Annotated in this window: 26 protein-coding genes and 2 other annotated features; of the genes, 16 read left to right on the top strand and 10 right to left on the bottom strand. The window is 36.8% G+C overall.

What is annotated here, in order from left to right; genetic code table 11:
* The 4 genes from AC0OM3_RS18385 to AC0OM3_RS18370 form a co-directional block, all read right to left on the bottom strand.
* The coding region (locus tag AC0OM3_RS18385) for an ATP-dependent helicase (protein WP_000191198.1) at positions 1 to 2,066 on the bottom strand (2,066 nt) is incomplete at its 3' end.
* 100 nt (positions 2,067 to 2,166) lie between these two features.
* Positions 2,167 to 2,589 carry a GNAT family N-acetyltransferase gene (locus AC0OM3_RS18380; protein ID WP_474212588.1) on the bottom strand — a complete coding sequence of 141 codons (423 nt, stop codon included), beginning with the start codon at positions 2,587 to 2,589 and terminating at the stop codon, positions 2,167 to 2,169.
* 1 nt (position 2,590) lies between these two features.
* A complete protein-coding gene (locus AC0OM3_RS18375) occupies positions 2,591 to 3,109 on the bottom strand; it encodes a YjcG family protein (protein ID WP_000765863.1) in 519 nt (172 codons plus the stop codon).
* Between the two features lie 93 nt (positions 3,110 to 3,202).
* Positions 3,203 to 3,934 carry an alpha/beta hydrolase gene (locus AC0OM3_RS18370; RefSeq protein ID WP_000084011.1) on the bottom strand — a complete coding sequence of 244 codons (732 nt, stop codon included), beginning with the start codon at positions 3,932 to 3,934 and terminating at the stop codon, positions 3,203 to 3,205.
* Positions 3,935 to 4,137: 203 nt separating this feature from the next.
* Here AC0OM3_RS18370 and AC0OM3_RS18365 point away from each other — a divergent pair, with 203 nt between their 5' ends.
* Together AC0OM3_RS18365 and AC0OM3_RS18360 are read left to right on the top strand one after the other, a co-directional pair.
* The gene (locus tag AC0OM3_RS18365) at positions 4,138 to 5,049 is read left to right on the top strand and encodes a DMT family transporter (RefSeq protein WP_000806939.1); all 912 of its coding nucleotides are present in this window, start codon (positions 4,138 to 4,140) and stop codon (positions 5,047 to 5,049) included.
* Positions 5,050 to 5,102: 53 nt separating this feature from the next.
* The gene (locus AC0OM3_RS18360) at positions 5,103 to 5,474 is read left to right on the top strand and encodes a PH domain-containing protein (RefSeq protein ID WP_474212585.1); all 372 of its coding nucleotides are present in this window, start codon (positions 5,103 to 5,105) and stop codon (positions 5,472 to 5,474) included.
* A 72-nt stretch (positions 5,475 to 5,546) separates the two neighbouring features.
* Here the strand turns inward: AC0OM3_RS18360 and AC0OM3_RS18355 are convergent, their stop codons facing one another.
* The gene (locus tag AC0OM3_RS18355; protein WP_000878730.1) at positions 5,547 to 5,945 is read right to left on the bottom strand and encodes an Ig-like domain-containing protein; all 399 of its coding nucleotides are present in this window, start codon (positions 5,943 to 5,945) and stop codon (positions 5,547 to 5,549) included.
* A 155-nt stretch (positions 5,946 to 6,100) separates the two neighbouring features.
* The gene (gene putP, locus AC0OM3_RS18350) at positions 6,101 to 7,579 is read right to left on the bottom strand and encodes a sodium/proline symporter PutP (RefSeq protein ID WP_000107210.1); all 1,479 of its coding nucleotides are present in this window, start codon (positions 7,577 to 7,579) and stop codon (positions 6,101 to 6,103) included.
* 453 nt (positions 7,580 to 8,032) lie between these two features.
* Positions 8,033 to 8,270: a binding site (T-box leader), on the top strand.
* A gap of 42 nt (positions 8,271 to 8,312) precedes the next feature.
* Positions 8,313 to 8,557: a binding site (T-box leader), on the top strand.
* A gap of 52 nt (positions 8,558 to 8,609) precedes the next feature.
* On the opposite strand from putP, the gene trpE reads away from it, so the two are divergent.
* The 9 genes from trpE (at position 8,610) to AC0OM3_RS18305 (ending at position 17,025) form a co-directional block, all read left to right on the top strand.
* Complete coding sequence (gene trpE / locus AC0OM3_RS18345; RefSeq protein WP_061883900.1) at positions 8,610 to 10,028, top strand: anthranilate synthase component I; 1,419 nt, start codon at positions 8,610 to 8,612, stop codon at positions 10,026 to 10,028.
* Complete coding sequence (locus tag AC0OM3_RS18340) at positions 10,025 to 10,612, top strand: anthranilate synthase component II (protein WP_000636359.1); 588 nt, start codon at positions 10,025 to 10,027, stop codon at positions 10,610 to 10,612. Before trpE ends, AC0OM3_RS18340 begins: the two co-directional genes overlap by 4 nt.
* Positions 10,609 to 11,634, top strand: a complete 1,026-nt coding sequence (trpD, locus tag AC0OM3_RS18335) for an anthranilate phosphoribosyltransferase (protein ID WP_001067349.1) — start codon at positions 10,609 to 10,611, stop codon at positions 11,632 to 11,634. Before AC0OM3_RS18340 ends, trpD begins: the two co-directional genes overlap by 4 nt.
* A 1-nt stretch (position 11,635) precedes the next feature.
* A complete protein-coding gene (gene trpC / locus AC0OM3_RS18330; RefSeq protein ID WP_000447789.1) occupies positions 11,636 to 12,397 on the top strand; it encodes an indole-3-glycerol phosphate synthase TrpC in 762 nt (253 codons plus the stop codon).
* Positions 12,394 to 13,008, top strand: coding sequence for a phosphoribosylanthranilate isomerase (locus tag AC0OM3_RS18325; RefSeq protein WP_000865119.1), 615 nt, complete (start codon positions 12,394 to 12,396; stop codon positions 13,006 to 13,008). Before trpC ends, AC0OM3_RS18325 begins: the two co-directional genes overlap by 4 nt.
* Entirely contained in the window at positions 13,005 to 14,198 is a 1,194-nt protein-coding gene (gene trpB / locus AC0OM3_RS18320; protein ID WP_001105002.1) for a tryptophan synthase subunit beta, read from the top strand. The genes AC0OM3_RS18325 and trpB overlap by 4 nt, the downstream gene beginning before the upstream one ends.
* Before the next feature lie 3 nt (positions 14,199 to 14,201).
* A complete protein-coding gene (gene trpA / locus AC0OM3_RS18315; RefSeq protein ID WP_474212581.1) occupies positions 14,202 to 14,978 on the top strand; it encodes a tryptophan synthase subunit alpha in 777 nt (258 codons plus the stop codon).
* A gap of 73 nt (positions 14,979 to 15,051) precedes the next feature.
* A complete protein-coding gene (locus AC0OM3_RS18310; protein WP_000946131.1) occupies positions 15,052 to 15,411 on the top strand; it encodes a DUF4029 domain-containing protein in 360 nt (119 codons plus the stop codon).
* Positions 15,412 to 15,525: 114 nt separating this feature from the next.
* The gene (locus AC0OM3_RS18305) at positions 15,526 to 17,025 is read left to right on the top strand and encodes an L-lactate permease (RefSeq protein ID WP_000996236.1); all 1,500 of its coding nucleotides are present in this window, start codon (positions 15,526 to 15,528) and stop codon (positions 17,023 to 17,025) included.
* Between the two features lie 263 nt (positions 17,026 to 17,288).
* Here the strand turns inward: AC0OM3_RS18305 and AC0OM3_RS18300 are convergent, their stop codons facing one another.
* Positions 17,289 to 18,404, bottom strand: coding sequence for an RNA-guided endonuclease InsQ/TnpB family protein (locus AC0OM3_RS18300; RefSeq protein WP_001142359.1), 1,116 nt, complete (start codon positions 18,402 to 18,404; stop codon positions 17,289 to 17,291).
* 248 nt (positions 18,405 to 18,652) lie between these two features.
* Here AC0OM3_RS18300 and AC0OM3_RS18295 point away from each other — a divergent pair, with 248 nt between their 5' ends.
* Positions 18,653 to 19,336: a DUF2278 family protein gene (locus AC0OM3_RS18295; protein WP_001128605.1), complete on the top strand. Its 684-nt coding sequence runs from the start codon at positions 18,653 to 18,655 to the stop codon at positions 19,334 to 19,336.
* A gap of 14 nt (positions 19,337 to 19,350) precedes the next feature.
* On the opposite strand, the gene AC0OM3_RS18290 is transcribed toward AC0OM3_RS18295, so the two are convergent.
* A complete protein-coding gene (locus tag AC0OM3_RS18290) occupies positions 19,351 to 20,184 on the bottom strand; it encodes a hypothetical protein (protein WP_000424502.1) in 834 nt (277 codons plus the stop codon).
* A 196-nt stretch (positions 20,185 to 20,380) separates the two neighbouring features.
* Here AC0OM3_RS18290 and AC0OM3_RS18285 point away from each other — a divergent pair, with 196 nt between their 5' ends.
* Both AC0OM3_RS18285 and AC0OM3_RS18280 read left to right on the top strand, forming a co-directional pair.
* Positions 20,381 to 21,166 (top strand): zinc ribbon domain-containing protein, encoded by a 786-nt coding sequence (locus tag AC0OM3_RS18285; protein WP_046945132.1) that lies wholly within the window; start codon positions 20,381 to 20,383, stop codon positions 21,164 to 21,166.
* A gap of 19 nt (positions 21,167 to 21,185) precedes the next feature.
* The gene (locus tag AC0OM3_RS18280; protein WP_474212578.1) at positions 21,186 to 22,421 is read left to right on the top strand and encodes a TcaA 3rd/4th domain-containing protein; all 1,236 of its coding nucleotides are present in this window, start codon (positions 21,186 to 21,188) and stop codon (positions 22,419 to 22,421) included.
* A 46-nt stretch (positions 22,422 to 22,467) separates the two neighbouring features.
* Here AC0OM3_RS18280 and AC0OM3_RS18275 read toward each other — a convergent pair whose 3' ends face one another.
* Complete coding sequence (locus AC0OM3_RS18275; protein ID WP_000332396.1) at positions 22,468 to 22,890, bottom strand: hypothetical protein; 423 nt, start codon at positions 22,888 to 22,890, stop codon at positions 22,468 to 22,470.
* 199 nt (positions 22,891 to 23,089) lie between these two features.
* Between AC0OM3_RS18275 and AC0OM3_RS18270 the strand changes: the two genes are divergently transcribed.
* A complete protein-coding gene (locus tag AC0OM3_RS18270) occupies positions 23,090 to 24,424 on the top strand; it encodes an FAD-dependent oxidoreductase (RefSeq protein ID WP_001110236.1) in 1,335 nt (444 codons plus the stop codon).
* A gap of 160 nt (positions 24,425 to 24,584) precedes the next feature.
* Complete coding sequence (locus tag AC0OM3_RS18265; RefSeq protein WP_000996782.1) at positions 24,585 to 24,995, top strand: DUF3908 family protein; 411 nt, start codon at positions 24,585 to 24,587, stop codon at positions 24,993 to 24,995.
* 30 nt (positions 24,996 to 25,025) lie between these two features.
* On the opposite strand, the gene AC0OM3_RS18260 is transcribed toward AC0OM3_RS18265, so the two are convergent.
* Entirely contained in the window at positions 25,026 to 26,567 is a 1,542-nt protein-coding gene (locus tag AC0OM3_RS18260) for a SagB family peptide dehydrogenase (RefSeq protein ID WP_001175551.1), read from the bottom strand.
* Positions 26,568 to 26,570 lie beyond the last annotated feature (3 nt).

The following is a 26,570-nucleotide window of genomic DNA, read 5'->3' as shown; positions in this document are numbered from 1 at the left end:
TATTTAGTGGATGTCTTTTCAGGTAAATCTTTTCGCACAGTATATAAAAAACGAGATATATCTAATTTCTTTCCTCTGAAAAATTGCGGAGAAGAAATGTAAAGTTCTTCTTTTGCACGTGTAATGGCGACATACAGTAATCGGCGTTCTTCTTCTAACGCTTCAGAAGTTTCCGTAATACGATCATTTGCATCTTTTAAAGAAGAAGTATGGGGCAGGATTCCATCACTCGCTCCAAGTAAAAAGACACATGGAAATTCAAGGCCTTTTGCGTTATGGATTGACATAAGTGAAACGGCATCTTTTTGCGGCATTGTTTTTAATGCTTCCATTTCTTTTTGACCTTGAATCGCCTCATCGATAAATTGTAAATAAGCTGGAATATCGGTGAAACGAGTTGCAGACTCCATTAATTCTTCCAACATTTCTTCTTGTATGTCTTTATGCATCGTAAAGGAAGAACGATCGTTACTTTGTAAGTACTCTAAATATTTTCCTTTACCATGAATGATTTCTTTTAATGCTTTTTTCGGTTCTAATTCTTTAATAAACTTAATAAAATCGATGCGCTCATTTACCTTTTTCACTTGAAAAGGTTTTAAGCTTGGATTTAATAGTAAGAAATGAAGAAGAGAAGGGAAGCGTCCCTCACCATATTTCCATTGTTCACGTTCAATAAATGAAATACAATCATCACGTCCGATATACATCGTCGGCAATATGTTTGAAAGTGATTCTAGCCGAAACGGCTCAATCACGAGTCTTAAATGATCTAATACAGGCTTAATTAAAGAATGTTCATAAAATGATTGGCTCGCCCCGTGTTTAATAAACGGGATTTTATGAATGGTAAGCTGATCAAGTAACGAACGACTTACAGAATGTGTGCGATACAGTAAACAAAAATCTTTATAGTTTCGGTCACCGCTATCTACTTTTTCTTGAATGAGCTGTAAAATTTGATTTGCTTCATCAAGAGTCGTAGCAGGTCGTGCATAAAAAGGTTGTACACCTTCCTCGCGAACGGAGTATAGCTCTTTATCAAAACGTTCTTGATTTAATTTTATAACTTCATTTCCAAGCCCGACGATAAAGGGATTGGATCGATAATTCGTATTTAGTGCAATAATTGTTGTGTTATCAAATTCTTTTGGAAAAGATAAAATAATTTGGTGACTTGCCCCTCGCCAGCCATAAATTGCTTGATCATCATCACCTGCGATGAACAAATTATTTCTTGGCGTGGCTAACAATTTTACAATTTCATATTGTGCATAGGATGTATCTTGAAACTCATCTACTTCAATGTAGTGAAAACGTTGTTGTAATTGAGTTAGTAAAGGAGCATTATTTTCTAACATATAATATGTTTCCAATAAGATGTCATCGAAATCAATATAATTGTATCGTTGTTTTACCTCTTCAAAACGTTCATATACTTCTTTAAATTCTTGTTCCACTGGTGTTTTCGCTTTTACATCTTTCGGACGATTTAATTTGTTTTTTTCAAGTGAAATCATCGCGAGCATCGTTTCAGCATCGTAATCGTCTTTTAAACGCAATTCTTTTAAGATTTTCTTTATCATAATTTGTTTATGTTTTTCATTTGCTAAAATTTGTTGATTATACCCTTGACTACGAAGCAATTTTAAGAAAACAGAGTGGAATGTACCAGCAACTACGTAGCTACTTGCTGCATGATTCATACCTGGTAACTTCGCAACACGACTTCGGATTTCTTCAGCAGCTTTTTGTGTAAATGTAAGTAATAAAATATTTCGTGGATGAACTTGTTTTACATTTACTAAATAACCAACGCGAGTTGTTAAAACAGATGTTTTCCCGCTTCCGGCACCAGCTAGTGTAAGAACAGGACCTTCTGTTGTGCGCACAGCTTCTAATTGTTTTTCGTTTAAAAAAACATTTTGTTGTTCTAGAGCGCGGAAATAAGCCGCATCTACATCTTCTTCCATAATTAAATGGGTAGATGTTTTCGGAATATGATATGTCGCACGCGGAATATCAGCGTGTGTTAACGATTTTTGTGAAAATTTTTCTTGTGTCATATGTTCACCTTCAAAACTATAGCATCAACATTTAACTTTAGCGGAAGAAAAAGAAAATAGCAATGTAAAAAAACAGGAGGGGTCACCTCCTGCTTTCAAATTACAATTCTTTTATCATTATGACGTGCGGGATATTTGCTTTCATAAATACATCAGAACTTGTTACATATCCAAGTTTTTTATAGAAATCTTCAGCATGTGTTTGAGCATGAAGTTTCAATTTCGGTAACGAATTTTCCTTTGCATACGCTTCAAGCGCATCCATAACAATTTTTCCGATACCTTTTTTACGATGGGAACCTAACACGCAAATGCGTTCCATTTTTCCTATACCATCAAGGGTGCGAAAACGTCCAGCACCAACTGGAACATCATTGTCATATATAACAACGTGTGTGGAAATTTCTTCAAACTCATCGTACTCTTCTTCAGCAGAGACACGTTGTTCATTTACAAACACTTGTTTACGTACAGAGAATGCATCTCTTAGTTGTTCGTCCGTTTGTACAATCTGTGCGTGCAAATTAGTTGTTCCCCTTTCCAAGACGGAATGTTTCGTGTACAGTCCATGTTCCATTTTCTAATTGATATAGAAGATGGAAACGATCAATTGGCTGTTCGTAATAGAAATCTTTCATACGTAATCGGCCCAAAACATCAGCATGCTCTGCATCTGATAAGCCTTGTCCGATTGTTAAATGAGGTACGAAAGCATATTCGCGTTCTTGCGTGAATAACCCGCTATGCATTTCTTCATTTAAGAAAGTAAGTTCAGGTGTTTTTTCTACTTTAAAGTAAAGGACGTTATTAACAGGTGCGAATGAACCAACTTTCCCAACATGAAGGGTGAAAGGGTTCGTTTTACTTGCGATTGTATGTAATTCGTTTACAATCGACTCTAATTGTTCATCTTGCGCCTCAAAGGGTGTTTTCAATGTAATATGTGGTGGAACTAATGCGTAGTGCGGGTCATAACGTTTACGCAATCCGTTCGCTTTATCTTGAATCATTTTAGATGGAAAAATTACAATGCCTAATTTCATGTTCCAATTCCTCCCTTTGTAAGTCTAGTTAGATTTTGAGATAAATAAATCTCTTTATCTATTATATCAAATTATTCTGAATACTGCTCTCTATTATTTCATTGCTAGAATATGAGAGAAGGCTTTCGGTAAATCAGTTTGCCAATATTTCCAAGTATGATTGCCTTCAAACTCCTCGTAATGCGTGATGAAATTTCTATCTGTAAGAAGCTTATTTAACTCACGGTTCGGCCCTACGAAATCCGATACTTGTCCATCAGTACGCTTTACAGCCGTTTCTTCTGTACCGATGACGTGATACAGTTCTAACGCCTGTGGATCTTTGAATTCTTTTGCTAAGTTCATCACTGTCTCATCCACAAATGGTGATTGCATAACGACTTTACCGAATGTATGCGGATACATAAGTGCAGTCATAAAGGAAACTGTTCCGCCAAGAGAATCACCAATTAAAACACGACCTTTTCCCATTTGGTACGTTGGATAATTTTCATCAATGTATGGTGCAAGTTCATGAGCAAGGAAACGAATATATGCAGCATTTTTCACTTCATTTGGGAAATATTTTTCTTTACGATCATGTACATTTTTATATGGAATACCGACAATAATTGTACGGTCAATTTCTTCGGTTTCACGAAGGCGCTCAATTACACGGTGCGCTTTACCGAGCTGAAAATAATCTCTACCATCTTGTGCAATTACAACTGTATGTTTGTGCAGTGGTGTGTAATTTACAGGTAAATAAACGAGAAGTGTAACGTCTTCTTGAAGTGATGCGCTATAAAATGAAATTTCTTCAATTCTCCCTATTGTTTGACTCATGTAGATCCCCCTAAATAAAAATTTACTGTAACGATTGTAAGAGCGACGCTTGTAGTGAAAAGGAAAGAAATATTCACTAATTGGCGCCTTAATTTCTATTTTACCATAATGGTACGAAGAATCTAAAAAATTAGTATTTAAGTTACGAAAGAAAACGGATATAATGAAGTGGGATTTTTGACAGGTGAGAGGGGAGACAGGATTTGAAACAAGAAAAATCAATCGCACTACCATTGGCTATTTCTATAATTGCCATTTCCTTTGCAGCAGTTTTTGTAAAGATGTCCTCAGCACCATCTTCAATATTAAGTATGTACCGCTTATGGATTATCGTACTTATTATGCTGCCTATCGTATGGAAAAAAAGAGAGGAATTTAATAGGATTCAAATGAAAGATTGGGGCTTTTTAATTGGATCTGGTTTCTTTTTAGCACTTCATTTTCTTTTATGGTTTGAATCTTTAAAGCATACAACAGTTGCTAGTTCAACAATTATTTTGGCACTTCAACCGATCGTATCTTTAGTTGGAGGTTTTTTTCTGTTTAAAGAAAGAACAACATATTCAGCCATTGCAACGATGGGAATCGCTATTTTAGGGGTAATGTGCATTGGTTGGGGAGATTTAGGGTTAAGTAAGCAAGCAATTTATGGAGACATATTATCCTTTCTAAGTGTAATAGCAGTTGTCGGTTATTTATTTATCGGGCAAACGACAGTAAAGAAAGTATCACACTGGATTTATAGTTTTACAGTCTTTGCGTTCGCAGGTCTTTTTATGGGGATTTATAATGTCATATTACAAGTACCTTTTACAGGTTATACGAAATGGGATTGGACCGTTTTTCTTTTACTTGCGGTTGTGCCGACAGTGTCACATGTAATTAATAATTGGCTGTTAAATTATGTGAATGCAACGACGATTTCAATGAGTATTTTAGGAGAACCTGTTGGAGCATCTATACTTGCGTTCTTCTTACTTGGAGAAAAATTAAATGCAATGCAAATTATCGGTAGCATGCTGGTATTGTTTGGTGTATCTGTTTTCTTACTGCAGCAACAAAAACGTACAGCAAAAAACGTCGTAAACGAGCCGGTGTATACACAGGAATTATAGTGTTAGGGGAGAAAAGAGAAGTTGTGATACTTCTCTTTTTGTTTTATAGAAATATGGGCATAGAAGGGGGATGGAAATCGAATTTCCATCAAAAAAAAGATACATGGTTATATCCACTTGTTTTCATTGTTTTTGGTGCTTATTTTGCGACAATTTTTGTAGGGAGAGAATATTTTCTTTTGCTTTTTACAATTCCATTAGCAATGTTGTTTAGCTGGAGTTGGTTTTTGGCAAAATATATTGCCGGGGAAGAAATAATTACAATTAGATCGGGTCTCGTTACAAAACGTATATTTATAAGAGATATAAAACAAATTTCAAATACGAAAAATCCAATAGCAGCTCATGCATTATCATTTGACCGACTTGAAATTGTTTACGATACACATAAAACAGAAATTATTTCTCCAAGAAATAAAGAATAATTTATTAACCTTGTAAAAAGTAAAAACTTAAATATTGAAATCAAGTAAAAGAGTGGCTATGAAGCCACTCTTTTACTTTGGATTTGTCATATAAGGTTGTACATGAATGACACATAGGTCACGGAATTTGCCTTCAGCAGTTGTGACAATTACGACTGCTTTACCTGCACTTTTTCCAGTAATCGTCACGGTGTCACCTTTTGGATATATGGTGATGATATCAGAATTCATATTTGACCAAATAAGCTCTTTATTCGTTGCTTGTATTGGCAAAATGGAAGCTGCTAACACAATGTTTTGTCCCGTTTTTATTTTTAATTTATGTTTTTCCATATGAACACCGATGACTGAAATAACAGAAGGAGCAATTGAAATTTTAGGCGGGTTAGGTTGCATGTTTAAACAAGACGCAGAAGTATTTGTGATAGGTGAAAATTTTCGTGTTTGTTGTTGCTGGAAAGCTGCTAACATGTTGGAGTCCCCTTTCTGTATAAGTGCTGATACTCATACTATAAAGGAGTAGTGTTATGTTAAATTTAACGAAACATAAAGAATTTGTTAAATTTGATAAGAAGATTGTCGAACTGTAAAAAATCTCTGCTGTTACGATAACAGCAGAGATTTTTTTATAAATTATGACGATGTTGTTTTTCGAAATCCTCAAATTGCTCTTCAACTTCTTTTGAAGGTTGTGTTAGTAAACTAACAATTACGATGGCTAGTAAACTAATAGCAAAACCTGGAATCATTTCATATAAGAAATCTTTTAAGAATTTGAATTGAGTCCAAATAATGACTGTAGCGGCACCAGAAATCATACCAGCAAGCGCGCCCCATTTCGTCATACGTTTCCAATATAAGCTTAATAAAATAGCAGGTCCGAATGAAGAACCAAAACCAGCCCAAGCGTATCCAACAAGAGCTAAAATCGTATCATTTTGTTTAAACGCTAAAGCGCACCCAACTAATGCAATAACAAGTACAGCCATACGACCGACAAATACAAGTTCTTTATCAGATGCAGAACGTTTGAAGAATGTACGATATAAGTCTTCCGTTACGGCACTAGAAGTAACGAGTAACTGAGATGAGATTGTACTCATAATCGCTGCTAAAATAGCGGCTAATAAAAATCCAGTAATAAGTGGGTGGAATAAAATTTTCCCAAGTTCAAGGAAAATTGTTTCTGGGTTAGATAATGTTAACTCTTGTTGTGAATAGTAAGCAATACCAATAAGACCAGTAAACATAGCTCCAACAACAGAGAAAATCATCCAGCTCATACCAATTCTTCGTGCGCTTTTAAGTTCTTTTACAGAAGAAATTGCCATAAAGCGTACGATAATATGAGGTTGTCCGACATAACCAAGGCCCCATGCGAATAGAGAAATCATTCCTAAAGTAGAGGCACCTTTAAAAATATCTAGACGTGTTGGATCTACAGATCGAATTGTATCAAATGCAGGTCCAAGTCCGTTCGAATTCATAATTGTTACGATAGGAACAAGAATAAGAGCAACTACCATAATGATTCCTTGCACGAAGTCTGTCCAACTTACTGCTAAGAAACCACCAAATAATGTGTAAGCTACAACAACGCCTGCTACAATGAATAATCCAACATGATAGTTCATGCCAAATGAATTTTCAAATAATACAGCGCCTGAAACTAATCCTGAAGCTACATAGAAAGTAAAGAAAATCATAATAACAAGTCCAGATACTAAACGTAGCATATGAGATTTGTCGTGGAAACGGTGTTCCAAAAATTCTGGAATAGTAATAGAGTTATTTGCAATTTCTGAGTAGGTACGTAAGCGAGGAGCAACATAAAGCCAGTTTGCGTATGCGCCTAGTGTTAGGCCGATCGCAATCCAACTACTACTTAATCCAACGCTAAACATTGCACCTGGTAATCCCATTAAAAGCCAACCACTCATATCGGATGCTCCAGCACTTAATGCCGTTACTGCGGGTCCTAGTGTACGCCCGCCAAGCATATAATCTGTTAAGTTGGACGTTCGTTTATAGGCGAAATAGCCAATTACTAACATCCCGAGCATGTAGATAGAGATTGAAGTTAAAGTTAACATCTGCGTACTCATATAGTTCCCCTTCCTTTTGTCATGTCTTTTGATGCGTTATGCATATTTATCCCGCATTAACGGGTAGTAAAACTCCCACCTTAAAATTGGCTGTGCAAGGAAGTTAGGTGGGAGAGCAACTGCCCGTAAATGCCCGATTGGTTCAACTAATAATCAGTGGGGATGAACACCCCCCACTGATTAAAGTTTCACTTTATAATCTATCATGATTATTCTGAAAAATCCATATAGAAATACGAATTTTCAGAAATGTAAGCGTTTTTTGGCGTCATTTTACTTTTTTAATATATAATATTCATACAAAAAACCTTATTTTTAATAGAGTATTTATTATATTTACATAAAAAGAGGTTGTTTTGTCAATATAATATTGAAAGGAAAGAAAAATAAAATTTTTAAAAAAGTATTGACTTGTGAAAAAATTCAGGTCTATAATGAGTGCAACTTAAAAAAATGCAAGCGTTGATGAAGAAGAGTACACATGATGAACATGTCAGAGAGCTGATGGTTGGTGCGAATCAGTATGGAATTGATGTGGAATGGGCTTCGGAGCTTCCAAACCGAAACGAAAGAAGTAGGCTTTGGCGACATGATCTCATCGATACAAGAGACACGTATTGTTTTTGATACGGTAAAGTGCGTTACATTTGTAACGAATTAAGGTGGCACCACGGGAGTACCCGTCCTTTCTATAGGATGAGTACTCCCTTTTTGTGTATAAAAAATTAAATAAATGAAATCGTTTAAGTAAGAAGAGTACGTATATTGGAGACGTTACAGAGAGCCGGGAATAGGTGGGAGCCCGGTACGGTGCCATATACGGAATGGGCTTACGAGAGGTATGCTGAACAATTATATTCAGTAGGCAACCCGGGTTCCGCCGTTACAAGGATAAGGTATAAATTTTGTACCTGAACAAAGCGGGATGCTTTTGCATCCAACACGAGGTGGTACCGCGGTATATTTATCGTCCTCTACATATTTTCGATATGTAGAGGACTTTTTTATTTTTCAGGGCGAGGTGAAGGACATGATGACGAAAGAAGAATTTATAAAACAAAAAAGAGAGAGAAAGACATTTTTAGTAATCACTGAAGAAGAAGGGGATAGCATTACGCCAATTTCTTTATATAGACGTATGAAAGGGAAGAAGAAATTCTTATTAGAAAGTTCACAGCTTCATCAAGATAAAGGGCGTTATTCTTACTTAGGATGTAATCCTTATGGAGAAGTGAAAAGCGTTGGTACGGAAGTGGAACGAACGATTTTCGGCCGCGCAGAAAAGTTACAAGGTAACGTACTACAAGTGTTAGAAGAAGTAGTTGCACCATCACAAGTAGACAGTCCATTTCCATTTTGCGGAGGAGCAGTTGGTTATATTGGATATGATGTCATTCGGCAGTATGAAAACATTGGAGCGGATTTACACGACCCATTAAATATTCCGGAAGTACACCTTTTACTATATCGTGAGTTTATCGTTTACGATCATTTACGCCAAAAGTTATCGTTTGTATATGTATGCAGGGAAGATGATTCAGCAAATTATGAGGAAGTATACGAAAGACTACGAGTATACAAAGAAGAAGTGCTACAAGGAGAAGAAGCTGAAGTAAATGCAATACCATCCACATTATCATTCACTTCTTCTATAACGGAAAAAGAGTTTTGTGAGATGGTAGAAATGGCCAAAGAATATGTAAGAGCGGGAGATATATTCCAAGTCGTACTGTCACAGCGTTTACAAAGTGAATGTATTGGTGATCCATTCGCGTTATATCGAAAACTTCGAATTGCAAATCCATCACCATATATGTTTTATATCGATTTCCAAGATTATGTTGTACTCGGTTCTTCGCCGGAAAGTTTACTATCAGTAAGGGAGGATAAAGTGATGACGAATCCAATTGCTGGTACGAGACCAAGAGGGAAAACGAAGAGGGAAGATGAGGAAATCGCAAAAGAACTGTTAGGCAATGAGAAAGAGCGAGCAGAGCATATGATGCTTGTAGATCTTGGGCGAAACGATATTGGTAGAGTGAGCGAAATTGGCTCGGTTACGATAGATAAATATATGAAAGTAGAAAAATACTCTCACGTTATGCACATTGTATCTGAAGTTTACGGAACATTGCGAAAACAAATGAGCGGATTTGATGCGTTAGCATATTGCTTACCAGCAGGGACGGTTTCTGGAGCTCCGAAAATTAGAGCGATGGAAATTATAAATGAACTAGAGAATGAAAAAAGAAATGTATACGCTGGTGCAGTTGGATACGTTAGTTTTTCAGGAAATCTTGATATGGCGCTCGCCATCCGAACGATGGTCGTAAAGGATGAAAAAGCATACGTTCAGGCAGGAGCAGGAGTCGTTTACGATTCAGATCCAGTAGCTGAATATGAAGAAACATTAAATAAAGCGAGAGCGCTTTTGGAGGTAATGAAATGATTGTACTTATCGATAATTACGATTCGTTCACATATAACTTGTACCAGCTGTTAGGCAAACATGAAGAAGAAATTGTAGTTGTAAGAAATGATGAAATAACGATAAAACAGTTAGAAGAGATGAATCCAAGAGGAATTGTACTTTCACCAGGACCAGGAAAACCAGAGGATGCTGGCATTTGTATCGACGTCATCGGTCATTTTTATAAGAACGTTCCTATATTAGGGATTTGTCTTGGCCACCAAGCGATCATAGCTGCATTTGGAGGAGACATTGTTAGAGCAGAACGTATTAGACACGGAAAAACATCGCGTGTGAAACATAACGGAACGTCAATCTTTTCATATGTGATGCAGCCGCTAACAGCAATGCGCTATCATTCCCTTGTTGCAGAGCAAACGAGCTTGCCAGAGTGTTTTGACATATTAGCGACAGCGATGGACGACGGAGAAATAATGGCAGTTCGTCACAATTATTATCCGCTCTTCGGATTACAGTTTCATCCGGAATCAATCGCAACAGAAGAAGGCGGAAAGTTAATACATGCCTTTTTAGGCGAAGTGAAAGAGGAGGAAAGAGTATGAATAACTATCTTCGTAAATTAGTGGAGGGGCAACATTTAACAGAAGAGGAAATGTATAAAGCAGGGCTTCTTTTATTAAATGAAAACATATTGGAAAGTGAAATTGCAGCTTTTTTAGTATTACTGAAAGCGAAAGGTGAAACAGCAGAAGAAATATACGGTCTCGTTCGAGCTCTTCGTGAAAAGGCATTACCATTTTCGAACCATATACAAGGCGCGATGGACAATTGCGGGACAGGTGGTGACGGTGCCCAAACGTTTAATATTAGCACAACATCAGCATTCGTACTGGCAGGAGCAGGTGTAAAGGTTGCAAAACATGGTAATCGCGCTGTTTCTAGTAAAACAGGAAGTGCAGATTTATTAGAAGAACTCGGTGTAAATATTAGTAGTACGCCAAACGAAATTGATTATTTATTAGAACATGTCGGAATCGCATTTTTATTCGCACCAGCGATGCACCCAGCATTAAGGCGCATTATGAAAATAAGAAAAGAATTAAATGTTCCGACGATCTTTAATTTAATTGGCCCTTTAACAAATCCAGTGAATTTAGAAACACAATTTGTCGGTATTTATAAACGAGATATGTTATTACCAGTTGCACAAGTATTACAAAAGTTAGGCCGGAAACAAGCGCTTGTCGTAAATGGAAGTGGTTTTTTAGATGAAGCATCATTACAAGGGGAAAATCACGTAGTTCTTTTAAAAGATAATGAAATAGTAGAAACGAGTATTGAACCTGAGAAATACGGTTTCTCAATAGTGAACAATGAAGAGATTAGAGGCGGGGATTCGAAAGAAAATGCAAAGATTACAGTCGGCGTATTGAGCGGAGAAAAGAGTGTTTACCGCGATACCGTTTTATTAAATGCAGGTCTAGCTCTTTTCGCAAATGGAAAAACGGAAACGATTGAAGAAGGAATTAAACTCGCGGCACATAGCATTGACTCTGGAAAAGCATTAGCCAAATTAAACTTATTAATTGCAGCAAGCAACGAAAAATTAGAAAGGGTGAACTAAAGTGGAGACGATTTTAGATAAAATTGTAGAACAGAAGAAAAAGGAAGTTGCGGAGTTATGTGAAATATATACACCAGTAAAAGCAAAAAGAAAGACACATTCACTCGTAGAAGCATTACAGCAGTTTACTGTTATTGCAGAAGTAAAGCGAGCGTCACCATCAAAAGGAGATATCAATTTACACGTTGATGTACGAAAACAAGTGAAAACATACGAAGAATGTGGCGCAGGAGCAGTTTCTGTTTTAACAGACGGTCAATTTTTTAAAGGGTCGTTTCATGATTTACAAACGGCAAGAGAAGAAAGTAACATTCCGCTTTTATGTAAAGATTTCATAATCGATAAGATTCAAATTGATAGAGCATATGAAGCTGGCGCAGATATTATTTTATTAATTGTAGCAGCTTTAACGAAAGAGAAATTAAAAGAGCTATATAGCTATGTACGAGAAAAAAGATTAGAAGCAATTGTTGAAGTTCATGATGAAGAGGAATTAGAAATTGCAATCGAATTAAATCCACACGTTATCGGTATTAACAACCGTAATTTAAAAACATTCGAAGTCGATTTAGGCCAAACAGAAAAGCTTGGAAAACGATTAAATGAGGAGAAATTACTTTGGATTAGCGAAAGCGGGATTCATTCAAAAGAGGATATTATCCGTGTTAAAAGAGCTGGAGCAAAAGGTGTATTAGTTGGAGAAGCACTTATGACATCATCTTCTATTCGTACCTTTTTTGAAGATTGTAAGGTGAACATATGAAAGTGAAAATTTGCGGCATCACTGATATGGAAACAGCAAAACGTGCTTGCGAATACGGAGCAGATGCACTCGGATTTGTTTTTGCAGAAAGTAAGCGGAAAATCACTCCAAAGAGAGCGGAAGAAATCATTCAGGAGCTTCCAGCCAACGTGTTAAAAATCGGTGTTTTCGTAAATGAATCAGTAGAAGTGATCCAGAAAATTGCAGATGAGTGCGGGTTAACACATGTACAACTACATGGGGATGAAGACAATTATCAAATTAGAAGATTGAATATTCCGTCTATAAAGTCGCTAGGAGTAACTTCAGAGAGTGATATGAAAAACGCCCAAGGGTATGAAACGGATTATATATTATTTGATAGCCCGAAGGAAAAGTTTCACGGAGGAAATGGAAAGACATTTTCTTGGGAATTACTTGGGTATATGCCAAAAGAATTACGAGAGAAAACGATATTAGCTGGTGGATTAAACGCTCTTAATATAGAAGAAGCAATTCAAACTGTTCGACCATATATGGTTGATGTAAGTAGCGGAGTAGAGACGGAAGGAAAGAAAGATGTAGAGAAAATAAAACAATTTATTAAAAAAGCGAAGGAGTGTTCCAAATGAATTACGCATATCCAGATGAAAAAGGTCACTACGGTATATATGGAGGACGATACGTTCCAGAAACGTTAATGCAATCTGTATTAGAACTAGAAGAAGCGTATAAAGAGGCGATGGAAGATGAAGCATTTCAAAAGGAATTAAATCATTATTTAAAAACGTATGTCGGAAGAGAAACACCGCTTTATTTCGCTGAGAATATGACGGAGTATTGCGGAGGTGCAAAGATTTATTTAAAACGTGAAGATTTGAATCATACAGGGGCTCATAAAATTAACAATACAATTGGTCAGGCGCTTCTTGCGGTACGAATGGGCAAGAAAAAAGTTGTCGCTGAAACAGGAGCTGGACAACACGGAGTCGCAACAGCTACTGTATGTGCTCTTCTCGGATTAGAATGCGTCATTTTTATGGGAGAAGAAGATGTAAGACGTCAAAAATTAAATGTGTTCCGAATGGAATTACTCGGAGCGAAAGTAGAAAGTGTAGCGGCAGGTAGCGGTACATTAAAAGATGCGGTAAACGAGGCGCTTCGTTACTGGGTTTCACATGTGCATGATACGCACTACATTATGGGATCTGTTCTCGGACCACATCCATTCCCGCAAATTGTCCGTGATTTCCAAAGTGTAATTGGAAATGAAACGAAAAAACAATATGAGGCGTTAGAAGGAAAGTTACCAGAAGCAGTCGTTGCTTGTATTGGTGGTGGTAGTAATGCGATGGGAATGTTTTATCCATTCGTACACGATGAAGAAGTCACTCTTTACGGCGTAGAAGCAGCTGGAAAAGGCGTTCATACAGAAAAGCATGCAGCGACTTTAACGAAAGGAAGCGTCGGCGTTTTACACGGATCGATGATGTATCTTCTACAAAATGAAGAAGGACAAATTCAAGAAGCTCACTCTATTTCAGCAGGACTTGATTATCCAGGTGTTGGTCCAGAACATAGTTTGCTAAAAGATATTGGCCGCGTTTCTTATCATTCGATAACAGACGAAGAAGCATTAGAAGCATTTCAATTATTAACGAGAAAAGAAGGCATTATCCCAGCGTTAGAAAGTTCACATGCTGTCGCATACGCATTAAAATTAGCTCCGAAAATGAAGGAAGATGAGGGACTTGTCATTTGTTTATCTGGCCGCGGCGATAAAGATGTAGAGAGTATAAAACGTTATATGGAAGAGGTGTGAAAAATGGGAGTAGAAAAAATTAAAGCAGCGTTTGAAAGTGGTAAGAAAGCATTTATTCCGTACGTAATGGGCGGAGATGGTGGTCTTGAAAAATTAAAAGAAAGAATTTGTTTTTTAGATGAAGCGGGAGCGAGCATCGTTGAAATTGGCATCCCGTTTTCAGATCCAGTTGCAGACGGTCCAACGATTCAAAGAGCAGGGAAACGAGCGCTAGATGGCGGTGTAACAGTAAAAGGCATTTTTCAAGCATTGATAGAGGTAAGGAAAGAAGTACAAATTCCGTTTGTACTCATGACATATTTAAATCCAGTACTCGCATTCGGAAAAGAACAATTCATTGAGAGATGCTTAGAAGCGGGTGTAGACGGCATCATCGTTCCAGATTTACCGTATGAAGAACAAGATATTATTGCGCCGCTCCTTCGAGAGGCGAATATCGCTTTAATTCCACTCGTTACCGTAACGAGCCCAATTGAGCGAATCAAAAAAATTACGAGTGAATCAGAAGGATTCGTATACGCCGTTACAGTAGCGGGCGTAACAGGAGTACGTCAAAATTTTAAAGAGGAGATTCATAGTTACTTAGAAAAAGTAAAATCACACGTCAACTTACCAGTAGTCGCTGGATTCGGCATCTCAACAAAAGAACATGTAGAAGAAATGGTTACAATATGCGACGGCGTTGTCGTTGGAAGTAAGATCATTGAGCTTTTAGAAAATGAAAAGCGAGAAGAAATATGTGAATTAATATATGCAACAAAACAAAAAGAAGAGGCGTAGTCTCTTCTTTTTGTTTTGCGTAATAAATGTTAAAATATACAGAAAATACATATAATTAAAGGGGAGAGAAGGCATGCTAAGACGTAAACTACTATATCTATTTTTAACTGTACCGCTATACGCTTGGCTAATTAGCATGACGAAAATAGAGTTAATGGCTCTATTTTTAGGATATGTATTCATCTTTTCCAACTTAAATCGCATTCAAGAACAGTCTATTTTAGAAATATGTCTATTTTCAATTAGTATAGAATTATTTAGTATCGTTTCGATTGTATTATTAAACGAATTATTTCTACGGATTCATTCATTTACATTAATGAAATTTTGGAATATTATATTGCAAGCAATATGTACTTACATTGTGTTTGTTGTGTTGAAAGAAATAGTCGGAAAGCAGACAGTTTTTCAGGATAATAGAAAATGGGAGTGAATGAAAAGGAACCGTTTGGTTCCTTTTTTGAATCTGTTGTAAAAACAATTGAAAATTATAGCATCTGTTATATAATAGTTAAAAATTGTATTTTAAACGAAATGAGATGATAACATGGCCATATTGTTGGCACTTATCCCAATTATGATGATTTTCATTTGTTTATTTTTATTTAAACAAACGTCATTAAGGTCCTCGTTAATTTCTTATGCTGTGTCTGTTGGAATCGTTTTATTCTCGCCAATGTTTCAATTAGGGATAAGTGAAACTGTGCACGCAACGATTAAAGGATGGTTAATTTGTTTTATTGTCGGGTACGTTTTATTTTTCGGTATTTTTTTATTTCACCTCATGAACAAAATGGGGTACATCGATCAAGTAGCACGTTTTCTAGAAGCAGTTACTCAGGATCGTTTATTACAAATGCTGCTTATGTGTTTTGGCATTTGCCCACTTATTGAATCAGTAAGTGGATTCGGTATTGGCTTCATGGTTGCAGCACCTATTTTTCTTTCACTAGGATATAAACCATTTCAAGCTGTACTGCTCTCATTCATCGGCTTACTAGCTAGTTCATGGGGCGCAATGGCAACGGGTACGATTATCGGTTCGCAGCTAATAAATATGCCTCTTACAACACTTGGTACAAATACAGCGCTATTAAGTATTCCGATGTTTGCTTACTTCGTTATTCTTTCTTTACACGTTGTTGGCGGCTGGCAAGCGGTTATAGAAAAGTGGAAAGAAGGAGTAGGGTTCTTTCTATTATTTTCTCTCGGAATATATCTTTCTAATGCGTACGTAAGTGTTGAACTAGCCGGGATATTAAGTTCTATCGTTACGATTACCTTTGGCTTTCTTATCATTAAATTAAAAGGAAAAAGTGGGCAAAATCTTATAACAGAACATGCGGCTGCAACGGAGAGAGAAGTATCCATTATAAAAATTATTAGCCCTTATATATTTCTAACAGTTTGTATTTTACTTTCTCGCCTCGTTCCAGCATTACATGATTTGTTCAGATCATATGCGGTTCTTGATTTGAAATCATACTCTTACAAACTAGAGTTACTATATTCACCAGGATTTTGGCTCGGTATGACTTGCTTATTTACTATTATTTTCTTCCGCATCCCGTCTAATATTATTAAACAATCATTCTCACAAACGATCAAACAATGGATTCCATTTGCTATTACGACGACAATGTTTATCGCCATTTCAGAACTAATGGGTGCATCTGGCATGCATTCATTACTTGCAAAAACAGCTGGTGAAACATTTGGAAGCTTTTTCGTTTTTGTTGCTCCGTTTATTGGCGCTATTGGTGGATTTTTAACAGGTAGTAACGCAGGATCAAATGCAATGTTTATAAAACTACAAATGCAAACCGCACAAAACGTAGCACTCCCGTGGCAATATGTCACAACACTTCAAAACACCGCATCATCAGTAGCGACAATCGCTTGTCCATCACGGATTACATTAGGTGCTTACTTATGTAATATCCCTTACCGTGAAAATGAACTATTAAAGAGGACGACGTTAATGATCTTTGGTGCGGTTTTACTTGTAGTGGTAGAGGTTATTGTTTGGTATATGTTGAGAAATTAAAAATCCCCCTAACATAGGAGGATTTTTTTTGTGAGTGGATAATGATTTAAATATGAATAGCTTCTACTAAGTCAACAACCCGCCACTTAACACCCTTACGGGGCGTTTGAAGTGGGGGCTTGCGTCTGTCGGAGTTCGACAGTGCTTCTACCCTCATAGAGAGCAACTACGCTTATTCCTACCCAGTAGTACGAACGAGCAATGCTCTCCTACCTTAGTATGGTGGAGCATAAGGACGGTTGACTTCGCCCCTACCACAAGAGCTATACTCCTGTGGTAACTACACTGATATGCTTAATTCCCTTACGGTGTAGATTCATCGCACCAATACGGTCATCATTTGATTGGTATTGGCAATTTTTACACTTAAAAGTGTGTAGCTTTTTATTACGATTTGCTTTTTCAATGTTTCCGCACTTAGGGCAAGTTTGGGAAGTATATTTGGGGTCTACCACAATTACCTTTTGTCCATTCAATTCAGCTTTATACTCAAGCATTTGACGGAACTGATAGAAAGCCCAAGATACAGAAACATAGCGGTTTTTCACTCGTACTTTCTCTGTCGCAGAACGAACCCCTGTTAAGTCTTCTAAAACAAACATAGTACCTCTAGGGTATGCCTCAACGAGTGCCTTTGTAATTTGATGGTTTACATCAGTTACATAACGGTTTTCTCTTGAGCCAATTTGTTTTATTTTCTTACGAGAAGATGGTGTTTGTCGTGTTTGTAATTGCTTACGAGTAGCTTTAAATTTACCACGCTTATGTTTAACAATATTTCCGTTGTAGAAGGTTGTTTTGCCCTGACTATCATAAGTGGTTGCAAGGAAGTTGATTCCTAAATCAACACCAACGATGTTGTTTACATCTGCGAAATCTAATGTTTGGTACTCTTTTGTCATCGGGATATGTAAGAACCACTTTTTGTACTTATGCACTAATTTAGCAGTACCAAATTTCCAAGTGCTGTTGAAGTATTTCTTCATAGCCTTACGCTCATAATTTAGTTTTAGGCGACCTTCAAGCGTGTTTACACTAAATTGGTTTTTGGTTAGTGAATAATCTCGATTCCAGACTAAATCATATTCTGCAAGTTTGAAGTCAATCAAAGACCATTCATGTCCATTTGATTTAGCCGACTTGTAACGAGCAATTACAGTTTTCATCACAGATTGAGCCATTTGACTTTTTAACCTAAATTGATTTCGCAAATCAGAATAATATAAGTTATTGAGATTTACTTGATTAAGGTTCTTTGTTTCAAATATGTGTTTTGATAACCAATTACAAGCCTTGCGGTAAGCGTTCGTTGTTATCTTTAGACTTTCAGCTTGATTATCGGAAACATGGATTTGTATTTTTGCAGTAATTGTAGGCATTATTTTCACCGCCTTTCACTAATTAAATTGTAACAGATTTTTAGTGAAAGCAAACAACTTAAGTAGAGAAAGTAGGAGGAAAGGTGGAAGTTTCAGATACTTGATATGGTACAGAATCTTAGGATTTTTAACGTACCATACCGTATCTGCCGGCAATTCCTCCCCCACTTATCGTTGGGCTATCGCCCTTCACACGATTGAAGTAGGGGGTATCCTTGCCGATTTTAGATGAATAGGAGATGAAATGTATGCCCCTAAAAAACTACGGTGTGTTAAAAGGTACAGTTATACAATCAAAGATTGGAAAAGGGAAAACACCTCATTATCAAGTTCATTTACAGGGCGAAACAGGAGTAGATTATCGTATTGCAATTAACGTAAAGTCGCAAAGTTATCCATCAGAAGTTTTATATTTTGCGAGTAACAATATTAAATCAGAAGCAATTCATATTTTACCGACATTACCATTCGGTTTTACAGAAATAAAAAACAATGAACCGAAAGTGGCTTTAGATTATGTAAGAGGAAATCTATTTGATTCAAAACAAATGATTCCTTTGCCTCCCGAAAAAGCAGGAGCAGATAATGATTTAAACGAAAAAATAGAACGTTATATAAAGCGAGCGATAGAAGAAAAAGCGATTATTTACGCGTTTGGTGAAAGATGGGGACCAGAAGAAAATACACCAGATTCCTATTTTCATTTCAAACCAGGAAACGGTATACATGATATTCACATGAATCAAGGGAATGTAGAGAAATGGAAAGGTGATAATGGCATATGGCAAGACGGAGGGATACTCATTCACTTTGAAAAGGAAGAAGAATGGATTGGTATCTTTCTTGCATTCCAATCACAGTCATGGTGTACCGATGAAGAAGGGCATGCTCGTGTGCCTGTTGAGCATTGTGATTATAAGGGGAATAATTAATAAGAAGAGGGCGTTCAAAAAGAACGCCCTCTTCTTATTTTATAAAACGAAAAACTAACGAGTGTAGAAAGACAAGAGAAAAGCAGTGCTACACTAGAAAACGCAATGAGATACATATTATATTTCATAACCTGTCCAATTAGCTGGTTACTGTCGTATTGAAACAGTCCCGCTATGATGTTGAATAAAAATAAAACGATAAACATGACGATAACTCCGTCTATTGATCCTTTAATGTCTGGTTTACTTAAAGCGATATGTGCGGAAATACAAATGGCGATAAATAAAAATAACCAAAAGGAAGGATTCAATAAATTGCCGATTGTAAATAAGCTTTTCAATAATACAAACGTCGATAAGAGCATGTTTTGGATCATTTCTACATTAATAGAAGTAGAAGCAATCGTTTTTTCGAGAGTTGTATTAAATAAAAAATATGATTCTGGTACGAAATAGCGCATTAAAAGGATTAATGCAGTAATACCAGAAATAATAGGCCCGATGCCGATGAAGAAATTCCCAATTCGTTGATACACACTTTTTTGATTGTATTGATGTTGTACGTAACCTAATGCTCCTTGACTTGTATCTGTTGGGAAAAACTGCGTTGCTACAATTTTATGACGGAACAGTACGCACATAATGGCATGTCCAAGTTCGTGAATCGGAACACCAATCCACGCCGTTAAAAGGAATCCTTTTCTTCCGAAAGCCCTCGACCAATACATTCGTGTTAGTGATTCTAAATAACCTAATAGAAATCCAATTACAATGATAACGCCAATTAAAGAAAATAATTGGATTACGCTCGTAAGGAATATTTGAAAAATTGAGTTTACCAATTCCATTGTCTTTCATCCAATCTGTTAAAAATGTTATTTGTTCTGTTTCATAATAGCATTATTTTTCAAGATTGCTAGCATATATAATTTCTTTTGAAAGAAGGATTTCAGAATCTTTTTCTTGTAGTCATGTTTTATGTCCAAAGTCATATATTGAACTTGTAACACCCTATATGGTATATGCTTAAGGAGGGATGAGAGAATGAAATGTCCGTCATGTCATACAGAAAATGCAGCAGAGGCAAAATTTTGCGGGAATTGTGGACATTCGTTAACGGAAGAGGTAGTGGCAAGTAGTGGTCAAGAAGAAGGGCCGGAACAAGCACGTGCGGCACAAGCGAAGAAAACTGGGCCAAATGAAACGGTAGAACAAGCGAAGCGGTTTGCGAGCGGCTATTTTCAATTTTTTAAACATGCATTACAAGCACCGACAGCGATTATGAAAAGCGGCGCTATTGAAGTGCGAAATGGAATTGTAAGTCTTATTCTTATTTGTTTTTTAGGAGCATGTATTTTTTATAGAATGATGAGTGCAGCATCAGCAGTTACGAGAACATTTGCACCAGATATATCTACTCCTACGTTTTTTGGAGAATCTATAACGGTCTTTTTCTTTTTATTAATTTTAACTTTATTTGTCGGATTTATTATTTTTGTAAGTGGTAAGATGATGAAATCATCTTTTTCGTTTCTTGAAGTATTCGGTATATGGGGAACGATAGCGACGCCGGCTATTGTCATATTAGTCCTTTCTTTTCTTTTTAGTTTCTTATTAATCTTTTTCTTACCGATATTATTATCGGTAGCTACAACTTATATAGGGATTAGTATAACTGTAGCGGTATTAAAACTAGCCAATGGCGGATTAGATCTCGTTTACACACTTATTATTGCGAATGTTTTAATTGGAATTGCAACATTCATTGTACTTTGGTCTTACATTAGCACGATAATTCAAGCCTTAACACAAGGAATAACTGGCTTCTAATGAAAAGGTGGTTGACTGGATGAAGGTATGTACAAAGTGCGGAGTTCAGTTTGAAGATGGTGTGCAATTTTGTCAAAACTGCGGGACGAAGAGGGGACGTTCTGTAGTAAAGAAGAACATGAGCGGTGGTGTAAAAGTTGGCATTACACTGTTAGCGCTATTTGTTATAGCGATTATTGGATTGTATTTGTACGGATCGTCGTATTATACGCAGGTGGCACAAGTAGACCGGATGATTACGATTTTACAAGAGAGGGACGGAGAGAAATTAGCTGAGATCGTTACGGCAGATGATCCATCGATTATGATAACGAGAGAGAGCGTAACGCCTCTATTTTCATATATAAAAGAAAATCCATCTTACGTAAATGAATTAAGAGAATACTTGAGACAAGGTGAAAAACAACGGGATGGAATAGAAAGAGCTGATTTTTCATTAACGAAAGACGGAAAGTATTTCTTTATATTTGATCGCTATAAATTGAAAGCGAAGACGTACTATACAACTTTGCTTACAAATGAAAAAGACGTATCGTTAAAAATGAACGGAAAAGAAATTGATAAGACAGATGACAAAAAGTTTGAGAAGCAATATGGGCCATTTCTTCCGGGAAATCAAGTGTTTCAATCAGAATATAAAAATGACTACGTAAAACTATTGCGTGAGGAAAAGGTTGTACTTATGAAACAAAGCCAAAATAACGTAACGGTAGATTTAACGTTGCAAGGTCAATATATTACAGTTCAAACGAACGCGCCTGGTGCAACATTGTACGTAAATCAAAAACCAGTTACAGCGCTGGCAGGAGAAGAAATTACATGGGGGCCTGTAGCGACTGATGGAAGTGCGACGATTTATTTAGAACGAAATGGAGAAAGTGGACGGGAAACGACAAAAGTAGAGACGGTAACGGCACTTTCGTCTTATAATCTTCCATTCCAAAAGAAAAGTACAGAAAAACCAGTTGTTTATAATGTTACTCCAACGCCCGCGACTGAGTATGTATATAATGGTTTCATCTTTCCTGATAGTGATATTCGAAAATTAACGAGCGCAGATTTAACATATTTATCGAAAGAGCAGTTGAAAATTGCTAGAAACGAAATATATGCAAGGCATGGCCATATTTTTCAAACGAAAGATATGCAAGCGTATTTTGCAAAACAGTCTTGGTATAGAGAAAATCCTTATTTTACAGGAACGTTAACAGATATTGAAACTTATAATGTTGAACTAATCAAATCAAGAGAATAGAGCGCTTGAAAAAGGTACAGTGTATATTGCTGTACCTTTTCTATCGTTATTTAGCTGTACCAGGATCCCTAGAGAAAAAGATATGAAAGAGAAATGTGACTTTACTTGCTCCCCCGGATGTACTGGCTTGCACATCAGATAAAGAACTAGACGTTAAGGCAGCTTCAGAATGAGGAGGAACGACTATTTTGAGTGCATCATCTGATTCTGATGATATAGTAACCGTTATTGTATCATCAGAAACATTTACAACTTTAATAGTACCGACGGGGAAGATGGACTTACCAGCATGTGATGCAGAAGCAAAGCGAGTGGCTTTCCAAATAGTTTGAGAGAAAGTATCATTGTCTGATAACCAAGCGCGAGCACTGTATAATGTTGCATTAACGGTAAATTCTTGTTCAAGCGGGAGGGCGGCTTTCGGTTCTTTCGGTTCCTCTGGAAACTGAGCGAGAAGACCAGCGCACATGTATGTTTCACCTACTTTCAATAGTTACTGTTATAGCATATTAAACATGTTGTTTATAAGACACGACAGTTACCTATTCATACATAAGTTTGTGCACCAAATTTGAAGATGAAATTCTCTTTCTTTACAATGGAAGTAGGTGTTATTTCTATAAAATATGGAAAACGTAAAGAATATGTAAAAAAGAAGGAGTGGTAAAGTGAACTATGTCATTATTGGCGGAGATGCAGCTGGTATGAGTGCAGCTATGCAAATTGTTAGAAACGATGAAAATGCAAATGTTGTAACTTTAGAAAAAGGTGAAATTTATTCATACGCTCAGTGTGGATTACCGTATGTCATTAGTGGTGCTATCGCTTCAACTGAAAAGTTAATTGCGCGCAACGTGAAGACGTTTCGTGAGAAATATGGAATTGATGCGAAAGTGCGTCATGAAGTAACGAAAGTAGATACGGAAAAGAAAATGGTGTATGCAGAGCATACGAAGACGAAAGATGTCTTTGAATTTCCATATGATCGATTATTAATTGCGACTGGAGTGCGTCCTGTTATGCCAGAATGGGAGGGACGGGAATTACAAGGTGTTCATCTTTTAAAAACAATTCCTGATGCTGAGCGCATATTAAAAACGCTAGAAACGAGTAAAGTTGAAGATGTAACGATTATTGGAGGTGGTGCAATCGGACTGGAAATGGCAGAAACATTCGTCGAACTTGGTAAGAAAGTAAGAATGATTGAGCGAAATGATCATATCGGTACGATTTATGATGCGGATATGGCGGAGTATATACATAAAGAAGCAGATAAACATCATATTGAAATTTTAACGAATGAAAATGTAAAAGCGTTCAAAGGGAATGAACAAGTAGAAGCAGTTGAAACGGATAAAGGTACGTATAAAGCGGATCTTGTTTTAGTATCTGTCGGAGTGAAGCCGAATACTGATTTTCTTGAAGGAACGAACATACGTACAAATCATAAAGGGGCCATCGAGGTAAATGCATATATGCAGACGAATGTGCAAGATGTATATGCAGCTGGTGATTGTGCGACACATTATCACGTGATAAAAGAAATTTATGACCATATTCCAATTGGAACAACTGCAAATAAACAAGGGCGACTTGCCGGGCTGAATATGCTGGATAAACGAAGAGCTTTTAAAGGAACGTTAGGTACAGGCATTATTAAATTTATGAATTTGACGCTTGCAAGAACAGGCTTAAATGAAAAAGAAGCAAAAGGACTACATATCCCGTATAAAACAGTCAAAGTAGATTCCACAAATATGGCAGGCTATTATCCAAATGCGAAACCACTTTACTTAAAATTACTATACCGTTCTGACACGAAACAATTATTAGGTGGACAAGTAATTGGAGAAGAAGGCGTAGATAAACGTATTGATGTGATTGCGATGGCGCTTTTCAATAAAATGAGTATTCATGATTTAGAAGATGTCGACTTAAGTTATGCACCACCATATAACAGCGTGTGGGACCCAATTCAGCAAGCGGCAAGGAGAGCGGAATAGCACTTTTTAAAGTGCTATTTTTTTTACAATGAGGGAGTAAATAAAGTTTCACTTTATTTTGAATATACCGTGCCCCCTTGAAAACATCGTACGTATCGCTTATATTTTCATATAGTATTTATTTTTTAAACGAAGCAATGAACGAACCAGGGGGCGCAGTATGGCAATTAACATGAAAACAATCGAAGAATGGATTGCTGAATCAAATGCAAGACATGAAGAAGACTTTGGACACGTTGTGGAAGAAATGAAAGAAGTATGTGTCGGACTTGATAACGCGACATTAATTTATACGAAAAACGTATTTTGTTTCGGTAAAAAAGTAGAAGTCTTTTTCTTCTTCCAAGACCATGTCGTGATTGGACAAGAAAAAGACGAATATGTTGAGATTGAAAAATTAAAGTATGATGCCATTACCAATAGTAATTTAAAAACAAATGACAAAAATACTACGTTAGAATTAAAGTTTGCTAACGGACAATCTATTAATTTAGATAGTTTAAATGATAACTACGGTACGAAAAATTGGTTATTTGCTAGACAAATTAAGAGTATTTTTAAGTTAATCTAGTAAAAAAGCACGCCGTCCATCGGCGTGCTTTTAACTATGCAAAGCCCCTTTTAACCAATTCCGCGCCCGATATGCCCCAACTGGAACTTGAATAAGAGATGTTTCATTCCCAGCATCAATACCGTACAATTGATCACATGAATTTGTATCAAAACTTAGTAACGGATGCCCACCCATCCCCATAGCAGTTGCAGCGAAAATGAGTTTATGAACGAGTATACCTGCTTCCATTTGGTGAATGCGGTATCCTCTATAGCCTAATGCACGTGTATAGTAATCTTTCTTTCCGACTACATGTAAGCAAAGTGGTACTTGAAAAAGGTTAACGTTATCCATCGTCATACTAGACTGAAGTGGGTAGCGAAGGTCTCCATATCGAATTGGTTGTATGGAATGTGTTTTACTGTTATAAGCGTAAGCCCCGTTTTTAATATTTTTCACGTTATAAAAACATCCATATAAGGAGATGCGTGTATTTTCATTTGTATACTTACCGTCAAGATCGTTGTAATAGGGGAAGGAGAGACTCGCTTCTTGTAGTAAAGTAGCGAGCTCGGCTGCATCCCATTTCGTTAAAATAAAGTCCGCATCAGGAGAATATCGTTTTCTGCAAAGTTGCAAGAAATCATACGATAACCGTTCTACTTTTGGTAGCTGTACAGCGTACGTATTATGTTGATAGTGCTCTTCATGATGTAGTGTTTGGAAGTGTGCTGTCGATTCGATCATAGAAGCTTCATTTATTTTTGTTATCATCGGATATTCATCTACATGTTTTGAGCGAATGAAATGTTCATGTGCGAGCGGCGGAATTTGTTGCAACAACTCATGAGAAGTAACTGTTTTATTTTCACGGTAATCATTGTGAAACCAATTAGTTTCTGGCTCTGTACTTAAAGGAATAACGGCATACAAACTTTCTTCACCTTCTGACAATCCGAGTAAATGGTTCAGTGCACGGTCTAGAAATTGAAAGTATACGCCGTTCGTATAACCGAACTGTTTTGCACATTCTAGTAATTGTCCAATGAGAACCCCGCTATCTAATCCTTGAAGTCGATATGAAAAGTTATTGTATTTAAAGAAGTTTTTCCAAAACATAGTCGATACGAATGCAGCACCGAAACAATCATGTATATTACAGCGATTACCGAGTGCGTCTGTTAAATAAGAATCGAAATTTCCTTCGCGAAGTAAAATAAGTCGGTGATGTGCGGCGTCATAATGGTAAATGCCGTCTGGATAATCGTCAACCTTTAAATAGATATACAATTCATTCGGGTATAAGGCACCGCCTGAAGGAATGGATCTACGTAATACATTTCTCTCGCTATTTAGCTGACATAATTGTGTTACACCAAATGAATACCAAAGGTAATAACCAATCTCATTTAGAGTAGGTGTAGTAGAAGAGTTCGATAAAGATAACGGGATTTCTAAGGAGAGCGGGATGGTAGGTACATTTCGATATAATTTATAAGGAAGCGGTGCGTCTTTCCAGTCCACCTCATGATTCGGCATAATTTCATCGATAGAGAAATGGAGATGATGTAAAAAAGTATCTAGCTGCATGAA

It is taken from the genome of Bacillus sp. FAU20 (assembly GCF_056033865.1).
This window is presented reverse-complemented; position numbering and strand designations above follow the sequence as displayed.

Bases quoted from the DNA above. Each gene is read 5' to 3' on its own strand.
- trpE (WP_061883900.1), top strand. From the start codon at position 8,610: ATGATGACGAAAGAAGAATTTATAAAACAAAAAAGAGAGAGAAAGACA.
- AC0OM3_RS18285 (WP_046945132.1), top strand. From the start codon at position 20,381: ATGAAATGTCCGTCATGTCATACAGAAAATGCAGCAGAGGCAAAATTT.
- AC0OM3_RS18295 (WP_001128605.1), top strand. From the start codon at position 18,653: ATGCCCCTAAAAAACTACGGTGTGTTAAAAGGTACAGTTATACAATCA.
- AC0OM3_RS18290 (WP_000424502.1), bottom strand. From the start codon at position 20,184: ATGGAATTGGTAAACTCAATTTTTCAAATATTCCTTACGAGCGTAATC.
- AC0OM3_RS18260 (WP_001175551.1), bottom strand. From the start codon at position 26,567: ATGCAGCTAGATACTTTTTTACATCATCTCCATTTCTCTATCGATGAA.
- trpD (WP_001067349.1), top strand. From the start codon at position 10,609: ATGAATAACTATCTTCGTAAATTAGTGGAGGGGCAACATTTAACAGAA.
- AC0OM3_RS18310 (WP_000946131.1), top strand. From the start codon at position 15,052: ATGCTAAGACGTAAACTACTATATCTATTTTTAACTGTACCGCTATAC.
- trpB (WP_001105002.1), top strand. From the start codon at position 13,005: ATGAATTACGCATATCCAGATGAAAAAGGTCACTACGGTATATATGGA.
- AC0OM3_RS18280 (WP_474212578.1), top strand. From the start codon at position 21,186: ATGAAGGTATGTACAAAGTGCGGAGTTCAGTTTGAAGATGGTGTGCAA.
- AC0OM3_RS18355 (WP_000878730.1), bottom strand. From the start codon at position 5,945: ATGTTAGCAGCTTTCCAGCAACAACAAACACGAAAATTTTCACCTATC.
- AC0OM3_RS18265 (WP_000996782.1), top strand. From the start codon at position 24,585: ATGGCAATTAACATGAAAACAATCGAAGAATGGATTGCTGAATCAAAT.
- AC0OM3_RS18340 (WP_000636359.1), top strand. From the start codon at position 10,025: ATGATTGTACTTATCGATAATTACGATTCGTTCACATATAACTTGTAC.
- AC0OM3_RS18305 (WP_000996236.1), top strand. From the start codon at position 15,526: ATGGCCATATTGTTGGCACTTATCCCAATTATGATGATTTTCATTTGT.
- AC0OM3_RS18370 (WP_000084011.1), bottom strand. From the start codon at position 3,934: ATGAGTCAAACAATAGGGAGAATTGAAGAAATTTCATTTTATAGCGCA.
- AC0OM3_RS18375 (WP_000765863.1), bottom strand. From the start codon at position 3,109: ATGAAATTAGGCATTGTAATTTTTCCATCTAAAATGATTCAAGATAAA.
- AC0OM3_RS18275 (WP_000332396.1), bottom strand. From the start codon at position 22,890: ATGTGCGCTGGTCTTCTCGCTCAGTTTCCAGAGGAACCGAAAGAACCG.
- AC0OM3_RS18325 (WP_000865119.1), top strand. From the start codon at position 12,394: ATGAAAGTGAAAATTTGCGGCATCACTGATATGGAAACAGCAAAACGT.
- AC0OM3_RS18300 (WP_001142359.1), bottom strand. From the start codon at position 18,404: ATGCCTACAATTACTGCAAAAATACAAATCCATGTTTCCGATAATCAA.
- trpA (WP_474212581.1), top strand. From the start codon at position 14,202: ATGGGAGTAGAAAAAATTAAAGCAGCGTTTGAAAGTGGTAAGAAAGCA.
- AC0OM3_RS18360 (WP_474212585.1), top strand. From the start codon at position 5,103: ATGGGCATAGAAGGGGGATGGAAATCGAATTTCCATCAAAAAAAAGAT.
- putP (WP_000107210.1), bottom strand. From the start codon at position 7,579: ATGAGTACGCAGATGTTAACTTTAACTTCAATCTCTATCTACATGCTC.